Consider the following 13,598-nt stretch of genomic DNA (forward strand, 5'->3'; position numbering starts at 1 on the left):
CTCCACACATCCCAATTTATGATAAAATGCGATTAACTAAGTATTCGGAGATAAACCGATGCAACTAGAAGACTATTTTGAGTTTCTCGACCCCGATGACATCCGCATCAAAGGACATCGGATCGGCATCGATGACGTGATTAAATATTACTTGGATGGATATTCTCCCGACCAAATTCTGGTGGAATTACCCACTCTGAATTTAGAGAAGATTTACGCGACGCTAACCTATTATCTGCAAAATCGCAGACAGATGGATGCTTATATGTTGCGGCTGGCGAAGTGGCGGGAAGAACGCTATCAGGAATGGTTAGCTAAAGAACCTTCTGATGTAGTAAAACGTTTGAGAGCAATCAAAGCACAACGAGAACAGGAGTTAATTCTACTAAAGTGAAAATTCGTTTTTTACTCGATGAAAATTTGCCACCTAAGCTCAAAAGTGCTGTTTTGCACTTCCAGCCGGAGATAGATATTTTGCGGGTGGGGGACGCAAATGCACCAACCTTAGGAACCCTCGATCCAGAAATTATCAGCTATTTGGAATCATCACAAAGGCTATTAGTAACGGATAACCGCAAAAGTATTCCAGGACATTTGACAGAATATTGGGCGACGGGAGGACAAATTTGGGGACTTTTTTGGGTGCGTCCAAGTGCGAGTTTAGGCAGATGGGCAGAAGAAATTGTGATGGTTTGGGAGACTTCTGAGGCTGAAGAATGGATTGATAAGTTGGATTGGATTCCATTATAAAAGATTGTTGCAAAAAGTGCGTGAAGCGTAGCTATCCCGTAGGGAATCGACCAAAACCCAAAATCTCAGAAACCGGGTTTTTGCCCAAATCACCGACTGTAACCAACTATTCTGGAAAAAACCCGGTTTCTCGCCACCCCGCGCATCCAAGACTACGACATAAACCAAAGAAACCGGGTTTTTCGCAGTCTTTAGGCTGTGTATCGATATCCTCGGAAAAAACCCGGTTTCTGGCCACACCCAAAATCTCAGAAACCGGGTTTTTTCCGAAATCTTCGACTGTAACGAAGGATTCTCGAAAAAACCCGGTTTCTCGCCACACCTACAACAATCTTGCCATCGCCCGCCCCAAACAGATGAGTTTCACCGATAATAAATTAATATAGCGAACCATCCCAAATCCCAAATCGCCATGAACTTAGATCGCCAACAAGCCTATCTCAACCTGATAAATCAACTGCTAAATAGTCCCAGCGGCGATGAAGCCCAGATATTGAAAACTCACCCGGAATTGCTGGATGATGGCTTGGTGGCGGCAATGCTAGAAGAGGCGGATAATCTCATAAAATTTGGGCAACTAAATAATGCGGATCGGTTAATGAATTTTGCAGGGACGCAGATTGAGATGAATAACAAATCTTCAGTGGCAGTTACCCTACAAGCAGAAGCAGACAGACTGTTTGAACAAGGAACTCAACAGTATAATATCGGTCAATTTCGAGAAGCTTTGCAGTCTTGGGAACAGTCATTAACTATCTATCGGGAAATCGAAAATCGCCCTGGAGAAGCTAATTCCCTCGGCAATTTGGGCGTTGGTTACAATTCCCTAGGGCAATTCCACAGGGCGATTGAATTTCACGAACAGTATTTAGAGATTTCACGAGAAATTGGAAATCGCCCTGGAGAAGCTATTTCCCTCGGCAATTTAGGCATTGCTTACAGTTCCCTAAAACAATTCCATACAGCTATCTATTTTCAGGAACAGTCTTTAGTGATTAAGCGCGAAATCGGAGATCGCAATGAAGAAGCTAAGTCCCTGAGTAGTTTGGGTGTTGCTTACTATTTCCTAGGACAATTCTACAGGGCGATCGAATTTCACGAACAATCTTTAGTGATTGAACGGGAAATCGGAAATCGCCCTGGAGAAGCTAATTCTCTCGGCAGTTTGGGCGCAGCTTACAATTCCCTAGAGCAATACCACAGGGCGATCGAATTTTACGAACAGTCTTTAGTGATTAGACAGGAAATCGGAGATCGTCCAAAAGCAGCTAATTTCCTCGGCAGTTTGGGCAATGCTTACCATTCCCTAATGCAATACCACAAGGCACTCGAATTTTACGAACAGTCTTTAGTGATTAGACAGGAAATCGGAGATCGCCAAGGAGAAGCTAATTCCCTCGGCAATTTGGGCGCTACCTACTGTTCACTAGGGCAACTTCACAAGGCGAGCGATTTTCTCGAACAGTCTTTAGTGATTAAACGGGAAGTCGGAGATCGCGATGGAGAAGCTGCTTCCCTTTGCAATTTAGGCAATATTTACAATTCCCTAGGACAATACCACAGGGCGATCGAATTTTGTGAACAATCTTTAGTGATTTCACGGCAAATAGGAAATCGCCAATGGGAAGCTAATTCGCTCACCAATTTGGGCAATGCTTACCAATACTCAGGACAATACCAAAAGGCGATCGAATTTCACGAACAGTGTTTAGTGATTAAACGGGAAATCGGAGGTCGCCAAGGAGAAGCTAATTCCCTCGGCAATTTGGGCAATGCTTACTATTCCCTAGGGCAATTTCACAGGGCGATCGAATTTCACGAACAGTCTTTAGTAATTAAACGGGAAATCGGAGACCGCAATGGAGAAGCTGCTTCCCTTTGCAATTTGGGAATTGCTTACAATTCCCTAGGGCAATACTACAGGGCGATCGAATTTTACGAACAATCTTTAGTGATTTCACGGGAAATAGAAAATCGCCAATGGGAAGCTAATTCCCTCAACAATTTGGGAAGTAGTTTAATAAAAATCTACCAACTTGGTGAAGCTGAAAAAGCACTTCGTGCATCAATCCAAAATCGTGAAAATCTGCGTTCTGAGTTAGTCAATGACAACCATAAAATATCATTTTTTGAAACTCAAATATCGGCTTATCACGGTTTACAAAAAGTCCTAGTCGCCCGATCGCAATTTAACGAAGCCTTAGAAATATCTGAAATGTCCCGCACCCGTGCCTTCGTCGAATTATTACAACAAACCTTATTAATAAATGAATTACCAACCAAGGACCAAACAAATAAATTATCAATCCCCAAAATCCAACAAATCGCCCGCGACAGAAACTCCACAATAGTTGAATATTCGATTGTCGATCCAGAAATTTACATCTGGGTAATCCAACCAAACGGCAACATCACCCATCGCGCCGCCAACCTCGAACCCCTCAACCAACAAAACCAAACCCTCAAACAAATCATCCTCCAAACCCGCGTCTCCATCGGCACCGTAGAAACCGACGACGCAGGCAACAAAATTCAGCTAGAATCCCAGTACAATCGAGACGAAACAGGCCGCTTTCCCCTACTGCAACTCCTCCATCAAATCCTGATCGAACCCATCATCGACTTACTGCCCACCGATGCCAATTCCCCCATCATCTTCGTCCCCCACTACGACTTATTTTTAGTTCCTTTCGCCGCCTTGCAAGATAGCCACAACCGCTACCTAATCGAACATCATACCATCCTCACCAGCCCATCCATCCAAGTATTAGAATTCACCCGCGAACATCAAAACCGAGTCCGAGGATTGAGACAAGCCGCCCTAATTGTCGGCGATCCAACCATCCACCAAAACTTCCAATTAGACCCCCACAAACTCCGCCAAATTCCCAGGGCAAAAGAAGCCGCCGAAGCCATCGCCGCCACTTTACAAACCCAAGCAATTAGCGGAGACAATGCCACCAAAGTCGCCATTTTAGACAGAATGCTAAACACGCGCATCGTCCATTTATCCGCCCACGGACTCCTCGACGATTTCCAAGGTTCCGGCATTCCCGGCGCGATAATTTTAGCACCATCGGGAGACGACGACGGCGCAATTCATGCCGTGGATATCCTGCAATTAAAACTCGATTCCGAACTCGTAGTATTGAGCGCGTGCAGCACCGGGCGCGGTAAAATCACGGGAGATGGAGTCATCGGATTGTCGCGCTGCTTCATCCTCGCCGGAGTCCCCAGCATCATCGTTTCCCTGTGGAATATGGGAGTGATTTCAGCCAAGTTGCTAATGACGGAATTCTACCAAAATTTAGCACGGGGCGACAATCGAGCAGCGGCCTTGCGGTGTGCTATGCTAACCACAAAAGCTCGATTTCCGAGTCCCATAGCTTGGGCTGCATTTACCCTAATTGGCGAAACCGAAACTTTACCGCTGTCAACTGAAAAAATAGATTTAAGGAGTCTCAAAATGTCACTTCCCGATGATGCGAAACCTGAAGAAATTGTGGCGGCTTTTAGTAAGTTATTGAAAATATCAGAACCGCAATTTGTGGCAGAATTATCCGCGATTGATGTTGGTGCGATGGATAATGTGAATGTTATAGCTGAAAGAATCAAGGATTGGTGCGAAAGTCGGCCTCAAATTGAAGAGAATTTAGAGAATGAGATTTATCAAATGGGTGCGGGCGGGACTGATAGTGATGCGCCGGAGGAAGTGGTGAGGGAGTTTTATGAGGCGTTGAAGGAAAATCAGATCCGATTGGGTTTGTCTAGGGATTCTGTGGCGGTTGAGGGCCCGGCCCCGGCGGTGGGTGAAGAAGGCCCCGGCGGTTGAAACCGCGGCTACACAAACGATGTCCGCCTCCGCGGACGAAGAGGGAAGAGGGTCTTCGGCGGTGGTGAGGGCCCCGGCGGTTGAAACCGCGGCTACACAAACGATGTCCGCCTCCGCGGACGAAGATGGTATTCGGAGATGAGAAATCATTGTGTAGAATCTTCAACCCGCGGAGGCGGGTTTTGTCTGTGTAGCCGCGGTTTCAACCGCCGGGTAATTAGAAATCACCGATTGGAATCTTCAACCCGCGGAGGCGGGTTTGGTTTGTGTAGACGCGGTTTCAACCGCCGGGGGATATGGAAACCGCCGGGGATATGGAAACCGCCGGGGATATGGAAACCGCCGGGGATATGGAAACCGCCGGGGGATATGGAAACCGCCCGGTGATTAAAAACCACCGCGTAAATTTTTGGAACCTGCGAAAGCAGGATCAGAAACCCATTCCCATTCAGGAATCATTGATTTTTGACGGTGGTGAATAGCCTGATTTCTGATATAGTTGGCTACATTGTCGATCGCATCACGGCTAACCGTAAACGCCCCATAGCTACCTTGCCATTTAAAAAAAACACCAGGTTTAAGTTCGTGAGTTACTAAATGAGAAGAACTACCCTTAACTTCTTTAATAATTTCAGCTATTGTCAAAGTTGACGGAAAACCGACTAGCAAATGTACATGATCCTCTATACCGCCAATAGCAATTACAGTGCATTTTAAATTATTACATTTTCCAATAATCACCGCATAAATTGCTTCTTGAATATCGGGAGTAATCAAAGGCAATCTATCCCAGGTTGCCCAAACATAGTGTACATACAACTGCGTGAAATTATCTCTCATTTCTCGTACAATATATGAAATTTATCTTCAACCCGCGGAGGCGGGTTTTGTCTGTGTAGCCGCGGTTTCAACCGCCGGGTGATTGAAAACCACCGGGTCAAATCTTCAACCCGCGCACCATCCGGGTTTTGTCTGTGTAGCCGCGGTTTCAACCGCCGGGTGATTAGAAACCTCCGGGATTGATTGACGGCACAATGAAATCATAATGATTATATTCTAATTGAGGCCCCGGCGATTGGAAATCGCGGCTACACAAACAATGTCCGCCTCCGCGGACTAAGAGGGTATTCGGAGATTAGGAATCGGCGATTGAGGAATTCGGAGATTAGGCCCCGGCGGTTGAAACCGCGGCTACACAAACAATGTCCGCCTCCGCGGACTAAGAGGGTATTCGGAGATTAGGAATCTGGCGATTGAGGAATTCGGCGATTAGGCCCCGGCGGTTGAAACCGCGGCTACACAAACAATGTCCGCCTCCGCGGACTAAGATTGAATTAACATCATGTCTCATCACGGATTCGATTATGCAGGAACCACCGAAAATTAAAAATCCCAGCATTACTCTCTATCCTTTCCACCTGCGGGATGATGGCGATGAAGGCTACGGCGAAGTAGCCAAAAATGCTCAATCTCTGTGGGAAAATTTAGCAGATAATGTCGGTACAAAATTTAAAAGCAACGAGCTAAAATCTCTCCGAGAAAAGCTGATTTGTTATAAAGACAAACAGTATTATCCTCAAGGCGAACAGGAAAAACCCAATAATCGCGAACTGCTGATTCCCGATGGCAAAACTCTGGATTTACAACCAATTACTCAGCCAGATAACCAGAAACTTGATGGTTCAATTTATGCCCTGCGAATTCACGATACTTATACCGCAGATTTGACATTTTACTATCGAAATGCGACAATCAAAGTAGCTGACTTAAATCAATTAAATCCCCAAGGTTGTTTGTTACCAAACGCAATTAAACCGTCCCTAGGACAAACTTTATTGTTGTACGCCGCACCAGCAGTTTATGGTACTTACCGCAAGCTAGCTGACGAATCCGTTACAGCTTTTGTTCACAATCAACAGCAAGCATTACCAGAGTTTCGCGCGTCAGGGATATTATTTGGGAGTCCGATTTTTGAGTATAACAGCCGCGAAGATGATGCGTCTAAACGATGTCACATTCTAGTATGGTTACAAGACAATCCCCAAACTTTGCAATTCGCAACCTCAACGTTTAATTCTTATTTGATGAATCTGTTGTGTTCTCGTGCTAAAATTGTATTTGTGTATCGCGAAGCTCGGAAAAGATATCGCAATGCACAGAAAATTGTGGGCGAGTTAGAAAAGAAGCTTCCTAAATTCGGTGAAATTGAAAGGGAAGCAGATAGACAAGTTAAGCTGCGGAAGTTAAAGGAATTGCTGGCTGAAATCCGCACCAAAATGTTTGATTGTACTCAGCAAGTGCGGTATTTGCAAGAAGATAGAAATACCATTGATATTAATGCTGAAAATTATGGTGAGACATTGACAAAAATTAGGAATTTGTCCATCGTCGGTGATAATCTGGATTTTTTGCAGAGGTTTCTAGATTTGGCTGAGGATACATATCAGCGGCAAATTGAAATCGATTTAAACTACCTAATTGCTAGTCAAGATTTGTTCCACCAGTCGATATCCACTGTGCGCGGGATGGTGGAAATAGAACAGGTGGAATCGGACAGGGAACAAATGGAATTATACAGGGACGAGGAAGACAATGAGAAAAAGCGCGATCGCCAACTTGAGAATATCATATTCTTTGTCGGAACTGCGATCGGTGGTGGCCAAATCTTCTCCGCAGCCTATCCTCTCATCAAGAAGGAGACACCGATTCAATGGTTTCCCGATATCTCTCTCCCGCTGCATCCCTTTGCTGCGACAATTCTCTGGAGTCTCGTATTTGGCTTAGTATTTGGCGGGTTAATGCTGGGTATCGTCGCCCCGTTGATTCGGAAAATATTTCGATAGTAGCGCTATAATGATTGATAACTCATAACAAATGACTAATAACTATGGTACAATTAACCGCAAAAGTCTCTGCTAAGGAGTTAGCAAATTTAGCCGTAAGTTTGATTCGGAAAACAGGTTGCGAATACGGTGATGTGCGTTTTTGTAGTTATCGAAGGCAGAGTCTCTACGCGCGCGATCGATCTTTAAGCAATATCTCCGATAATGTAAGTTCCGGTTTTGGCGTGCGAGTGCTGCTAGACGGCGCTTGGGGCTTTGCCGCCAGTCACAGCAAAACACCCGCAGAGGTTGCCAGAATAGTCGCTTTGGCTGTTGAAATCGCTAAAGGCAGCCGCTTGACTCAAAAGGAACCGGTGCGCTTAGTACCCGTCGAAAAATATGTCGATACTTACATTACTCCGATCGCAATTGACCCATTTTCTGTACCCGTTGCTGACAAAGCCGAACTTTTATTAACCATCAACGAGCGACTGCTAGCCCACGATTCACAAGGCATCAAAAAAGCTTATTCTTTTTTGCAGGCAAACCGCGAAGACAAGGTTTTTGCTTCCACAGAAGGCTCGCTAATCGAACAAACAATCTACCGCAGCTATCCGGGTTTGGGCTGTACCGCAATTGCGGGCGGCGATGCCCAAAGTCGCAGTTACGAACGCCCGCCGCTAAATATCGGTTACGAACACATTAATCCCGATGATTTGCTTAGTCAAATAGACAGAGTTGCGGCCGAAGCGATTGAGAAAGTCGCTGCGCCTAAAGTTCCGGCTGGTATTTGCAAATCCCTGATTCTCAAGCCGACAAATTTGTTTCTGACCATCCACGAATCCGTCGGACATCCAACGGAATTAGACAGAGTTTACGGTTACGAATCTAACTTTGCCGGCACGAGTTTTGCTACTACCGATAAATTGAATAAGCTGCAATACGCTGCGCCTTGGGTGAACTTTAAGTGCGATCGCACTCAACCCGCAGGCCGTGGCACAATGGGTTACGATGATGAGGGCGTAAAATCACAGGATTGGTACGTTGTTAAGGATGGAATTTTAGTTGATTATCTCACTGATAGAGAAACAGCTTATCGCCTCGGACGCGGTAGCAGCAACGGTTCTGCTTGCGCTGATAGTTGGTCGAGTGTACCGATGGTGAGAATTCCGAATTTGGGATTGGAACCAGGCCCGGATGGCGGCAGTCATACTGCTACTTTGGATCAGATGATTGCTGATACGGAAGATGGGATTTTAATTGACGGTATTGGCAGTTTTTCGATTGACCAACAACGGCGCAATTTCCAATTCGGCGGCAATGCTTTTTGGAAGGTGGAAAAAGGTAAAGTTGTCGGTATGTTGAAGGATGTAACTTATCATTCGATGAGCACTGATTTTTGGAATCAAGTAGATGCGATCGGGCCTGCTTCGGAACGGGTTCAATGCGGTACTAATATGTGCGGTAAAGGTGAACCGATGCAGGTTGCTCAAATGACTCACGCTTGTGTGCCGGTGCGGGTTAGGGATATTCAAATTGGGTAATTGGTAATTGGTAATTGGTAATTGGTAATTGGTAATTGGAAGTAATAAATAACCAATTCAAAATTATCAATCCCCAATTATCAATTTCTAATTCCGAATTCCCCATTACCTATTCCCCATTCCCCATTCCCCATTACCTATTCCCCATTCCATCATGATTTTAACAACATCTTCCGCAATTTTAAGTGAAGACCAAGCCTTATCTTTAGTAGAAAAGGTGGTCAAACAATCGGAAGCAGAGGAAGTATTTGTCAGTCTCTATACTGGCGAAGAATCTCTCTCCAGATTTTCGGAAAATCAAATCAGTCAAAATATCAGCAAGACTGTATTTAGGCTCAACATTACTAGCTATTTCGGCAATAAAAGCGCTTCTGCATCTGTGACAGATTTTGATGAAGATACGATCGCCCAAACGGTCAAACGATCGCAAGAATTAGCCAAAATTGCCCCCGCAGACCCCGAATGGATGCCCCTGCTACCCCCTCAAACCTACGATTTACCCCCGGCGGCATTTGACGAAGCAACGGCCGCTGCATCGCCTTTAGAGCGGGCAGAAATGGTGCGACAAGCTTGTGCGATCGCATCCACAGCAGGCGCTAACGCTTCCGGTACTTTGAGCGTTGATGCGTCCTTGTATGCGATCGCATCGAGCACCGGACTCCGCGCCTGCAACCATTCTACAGAGGCGAATTTTGGCTTTACAGCCCGCATTGACAACGGTTCTAGCTGGACTGAAAGCACAGCTTGGAGTATTGGTCAACTGCCGATCGCCCAATTGGCCCAACAAGTAGTCGATCGCGCGATCGCATCCCGCAACCCCCGCGAAATCACTCCGGGCGTGTATCCTGTAATCTTTGATGGCGCTGCGTTTGCGGATTTGTTACCGTGGATTATTTGGGGTATGGATGCGCGGGCGGCGGATGAAGGGCGATCTTTCATGTCGATCGCAGATTCAGAAGGTAAACCCGCTGGAAACCGCGCTGGTGAACAGATTTTCAGCCCGATGGTACAAGTACAGCGCGATCCCGCTCATCCTTTATTGCGATCGGGTAATTTTTTCGGCGATGGATTGAGCAATAACTATTTGGAAATAATCAAAAATGGCGTACCTCAAAGTTTGTCTTATTCCCGGTATTGGGCCGCGCAAAAAGGCCAAGAATCAAAAGGTGCTTATTACCCGATCGCGATGACAGGTTCAGACCAAAGTTTAGCAGATTTGATTGCTCAAACCGATCGCGGAATTTTCGTCAGTCGAGCTTGGTATGTCAACTACGTCAATCCCAAAACATCGGAAGTAACGGGCATGACTCGCGACGGTACTTTCTGGATTGAAAATGGTAAGATTGTTTATCCGATTAAAAATTTCCGTTTCAATCAAGTTTTACCTGATATGTTGCGCGATGTTGATGCCATTAGCGAAGTGAAACGTTACGGTAGCAGCGTAGTACCAGGAGTGCGAGTTAAAGCTTTTAATTTCACCAGTATTACTGATAGTTTGTAACTCCATATTTCCCATAATTTGTAGGGGCGGGTTCACCAACAATAATTGCCTAAAACCCATAATCTCGTAAACCCGCCCCCACCCAAAATTCCCCATAATTTGTAGGGGCGGGTTCACCAACAATAATTGCCTAAAACCTATAATCTCGTAAACCCGCCCCCGCCCAACGACAAATTATAATCTACCTCTTCAATCTGATCGAAAAATGCTACAATTAGACATCCGTGAAGTCAATAACCAACAAGAATTAGCAGAAATGTTCGATCAGCGATGGCTGGTTTTGCGATCGCCTCTGGGTATGGAAAGAGGCAGCGAAAGGGACGATCGCGAAAACGGTGCTTGTCATATCATAGCAAAGGGCGATCGTACAATTATCGGATCCGGCAGACTCCGAGAATTATCCCCTGAATTGGGAAGCATCTCTTATATTGCTGTACTTCCTGAATTTCAAAACCAGGGAATCGGCACTAAACTGATGGAAAAACTGATCGCACAAGCTAAGGAAAAGAATTTCAAAACTGTTAGATTAATGTCTCGTATTAACGCCGTTAAATTTTACAAAAACCTCGGATTTATAGAAAAAGACAATCCCTTTGACTACCTGGGAATCCCGCACATATTCATGGAGTTGAAGACGGCGGTTGAAACCGCGTCTATACAGACAAAACCCGCCTCCGCGGGTTGAACACAACGGTTGAAATTAGGTTATTTTATTTAGTCCGCGGAGGCGGACATCGTTTGTGTAGACGCGGTTTCAACCGCCGTCTTATCTCTACGAAAATCCCGAAAAGGATAAATCACAAACCTTGACTCATCTTTCTTCGAGTAAAAGTAAGAATATTTTACCAAATATTTGACAAACTCTGACTCTTGCTTAGCGCCGCAGGAACCTTTCAACCTGACTGTTTTAGCTTCATCTTTAACCAACTCAGCCCGATAGATATAAGTGCCATTTACGTTTTCAAAAGTTAATTCAGCAACAAAATCATCATTTTCAGGATTTTTATCTACAATACAGCCTGAGACTTTGTAGTTGAACCAATCCCACCCGTAGCGGATGATGAATTCTCGTTCCAAAACCTGAATTTGGTTCGGCAAAATCCCCCAACCCCGATAAACCTGATTCAAACATTCAATATCGCCCGATCGCGTTAGAATAGATTTGAACGAAATGCGATCGAGATTTCCGTAATATCTGCCGTCACGCAAATCAATCGCAGTCGGCGCCATGCGGTGTCCGCCAAAATGACTAGATTTCCAAAGACGAACATCACTCAATTCTAACTCCGAAACCAAAGCCGTTGCTTGGGCATAAAAAGGATTGCCATATCTCGCGCAACATCTATCATGACTCCCGTGAGTGCAAACCAAAATATCTCTACTTGGGTTATTTTCAACTTCGCAATCCGGGACTTCTCCAGCTAAATAGCTTTTGACAATTGCCGCTACTTGCTCAATATTACTCGCGTTAAATTCGTATTTTTCGTAGCCCTCAAAAAGTGCTTGACTTTTGTTATCATAAATCAACACTTTGCGCTGATCGGCACATTTAGTTTGGTCGCTATTTATCAACAAAAATCTAATTTTTTGCTTTGAATGCTCTACTTCCTCCACCAAATCCCTGAGATTCTGGGGGACTTGTTTGGAATCAAAAGCTTCTGATTCCCAAGGCAAACAGCACTCAATCAATATATAGGTTTGGTAATTCGTACCAGTACCAATAATATCCTCTTGAACGCATTTAGAAGCATCGGCGCAAAAAAAAGTATCCGGCATTTTTTACCTCGTTATGTGTCATAAATTACTCTTTTAACAACCCATTCATTACAGCTAGTACCCTTCTCTAGTTTTAACCAACAAAAATCACTCCGTCAACTACTAACTTAGACAAAAGTGGCACTACATCTATTTCCCAATCATAATCTGGCAACCAATCCATCACATCATCTCCTGTAAAAAATTCTGTACTGAATAGATTGTCCATAAATTTCTCCGTTACTCCTTTCAGAGATACTTCTTTGCCTCCAACAACAACTTTGTATCCACACCCGTCAGGTAATTCGCGAATTCTCACCCGCAGAAACTTGGGAATCCTAAACTTAGTTTGAATCCCGTAGGGAAAAATGTTGAACCCTGCTTGATAAGGGAGAGAGTATTTCGCCACTGGTTTTGCTAAACTGTCAAGGTAGCTGCTGTACTCTTCTCCAAGATTTTTACTGTTTGCGTAGCGGTGCAATTCAGTAATTAAATTATTTACACTTACATCAATGGAATCTGGATTTATTCGCAGCGGTAAACTTTGACGCCACTCTTCTTGTTGTCGCAATTCGCCCACCAACCATTCTAAAACGTCAATTCCAGTTTTGCAGTGAATTCCTAATGTTAAATGCAGCGATGGTTCATCTGAAGCAACTGCATAATGCCAATGTCCGCGCGGTATGTAAAGCACATCTCCGGGATGCAAAGTGCAGGTTAAATATGGTGGAGTTTCTGGTGGCGAAAATGCGGAGGATTTTTGGTCGATCAGCGGGTATTTAATTGTGTCGGCAAATACATACCACTGCTTAATCCCGTCTGTTTGCAATATGAAAACTTCGTGGGTATCGTAGTGGGAAGAAAACCCCTGTTTTTCCGGCCAAGAACAATAGGCATTTACTTGGTTTGGATAACCTAAGTCTGCTTTTATTTCTGCTGCAAATTCAGCTATTTCTGGGATGAGTTTGTGAACTTGATTGACGATTAAAGTTGCTCCCGATTGGCACAGTTTTATGAGATTGACGTTTTCGCTGGCGTCGAGAACTTTTCCTGCTACTGCTAAGCGAATGTCGGGATATTTTAATTCGTGAAAGTTGAGCAGGTAGTTGAGTTTTTCCCAGGAAAATAAATGTGCAAAGTCTTTTTTCCCTTCGCTGGGAATGACAACTGCTTTGTTTGTCCAGTTGTTATTTAGAAAATCTTCGAGATTGTATGGTTTGATTAAATTGGCGATCGATCGCATAAATTCTATTGATAAAACTTCTCAATAAATTTTGAACAATTGAATAATTGAGGACAATGCTTTACGCTTGCCCTCAATTACTCCACATTTCCCGACAGACAACAGTAAAATCTACTACTTGTTGCTTGGGGATGCGAAGTCTAACTGAAAA

At 44.5% G+C, this 13,598-nt stretch carries 11 protein-coding genes; 7 read left to right on the top strand and 4 right to left on the bottom strand.

All coding sequences use genetic code 11. The features are described from left to right. Positions 1-58 precede the first annotated feature (58 nt). The 3 genes from JGK22_RS14770 (at position 59) to JGK22_RS14780 (ending at position 4,582) form a co-directional block, all read left to right on the top strand. Entirely contained in the window at positions 59-394 is a 336-nt protein-coding gene (locus JGK22_RS14770) for a DUF433 domain-containing protein (RefSeq protein WP_293186907.1), read from the top strand. Then, positions 391-750 carry a DUF5615 family PIN-like protein gene (locus JGK22_RS14775; protein ID WP_293206068.1) on the top strand — a complete coding sequence of 120 codons (360 nt, stop codon included), beginning with the start codon at positions 391-393 and terminating at the stop codon, positions 748-750. The genes JGK22_RS14770 and JGK22_RS14775 overlap by 4 nt, the downstream gene beginning before the upstream one ends. A gap of 412 nt (positions 751-1,162) precedes the next feature. After that, positions 1,163-4,582: a tetratricopeptide repeat protein gene (locus JGK22_RS14780; RefSeq protein ID WP_293277107.1), complete on the top strand. Its 3,420-nt coding sequence runs from the start codon at positions 1,163-1,165 to the stop codon at positions 4,580-4,582. 387 nt (positions 4,583-4,969) lie between these two features. Here JGK22_RS14780 and tnpA read toward each other — a convergent pair whose 3' ends face one another. Next, entirely contained in the window at positions 4,970-5,422 is a 453-nt protein-coding gene (gene tnpA, locus JGK22_RS14785) for an IS200/IS605 family transposase (RefSeq protein ID WP_293218460.1), read from the bottom strand. A 524-nt stretch (positions 5,423-5,946) separates the two neighbouring features. On the opposite strand from tnpA, the gene JGK22_RS14790 reads away from it, so the two are divergent. Both JGK22_RS14790 and JGK22_RS14795 read left to right on the top strand, forming a co-directional pair. Next, on the top strand, positions 5,947-7,425 hold the full coding sequence (locus JGK22_RS14790) for a hypothetical protein (protein ID WP_293206074.1): 1,479 nt from the start codon (positions 5,947-5,949) through the stop codon (positions 7,423-7,425). A 44-nt stretch (positions 7,426-7,469) separates the two neighbouring features. Then, complete coding sequence (locus JGK22_RS14795; RefSeq protein WP_293198831.1) at positions 7,470-8,948, top strand: TldD/PmbA family protein; 1,479 nt, start codon at positions 7,470-7,472, stop codon at positions 8,946-8,948. Here the strand turns inward: JGK22_RS14795 and JGK22_RS14800 are convergent. Next, positions 8,926-9,054 carry a hypothetical protein gene (locus tag JGK22_RS14800; protein ID WP_293186284.1) on the bottom strand — a complete coding sequence of 43 codons (129 nt, stop codon included), beginning with the start codon at positions 9,052-9,054 and terminating at the stop codon, positions 8,926-8,928. The genes JGK22_RS14795 and JGK22_RS14800 overlap by 23 nt on opposite strands. A gap of 48 nt (positions 9,055-9,102) precedes the next feature. Between JGK22_RS14800 and JGK22_RS14805 the strand changes: the two genes are divergently transcribed. Beyond that, positions 9,103-10,449, top strand: a complete 1,347-nt coding sequence (locus JGK22_RS14805) for a TldD/PmbA family protein (protein WP_293206078.1) — start codon at positions 9,103-9,105, stop codon at positions 10,447-10,449. A 205-nt stretch (positions 10,450-10,654) separates the two neighbouring features. Beyond that, positions 10,655-11,134: a GNAT family N-acetyltransferase gene (locus tag JGK22_RS14810; protein WP_293192577.1), complete on the top strand. Its 480-nt coding sequence runs from the start codon at positions 10,655-10,657 to the stop codon at positions 11,132-11,134. 29 nt (positions 11,135-11,163) lie between these two features. Here JGK22_RS14810 and JGK22_RS14815 read toward each other — a convergent pair whose 3' ends face one another. Both JGK22_RS14815 and JGK22_RS14820 read right to left on the bottom strand, forming a co-directional pair. After that, entirely contained in the window at positions 11,164-12,225 is a 1,062-nt protein-coding gene (locus JGK22_RS14815; RefSeq protein WP_293206079.1) for a sucrase ferredoxin, read from the bottom strand. A 73-nt stretch (positions 12,226-12,298) separates the two neighbouring features. Continuing rightward, complete coding sequence (locus JGK22_RS14820; protein ID WP_293206081.1) at positions 12,299-13,447, bottom strand: cupin domain-containing protein; 1,149 nt, start codon at positions 13,445-13,447, stop codon at positions 12,299-12,301. Positions 13,448-13,598: the final 151 nt, after the last annotated feature.

The organism is Microcoleus sp. PH2017_08_TRC_O_A, assembly GCF_020738665.1.
GTDB lineage: Bacteria > Cyanobacteriota > Cyanobacteriia > Cyanobacteriales > Microcoleaceae > Microcoleus.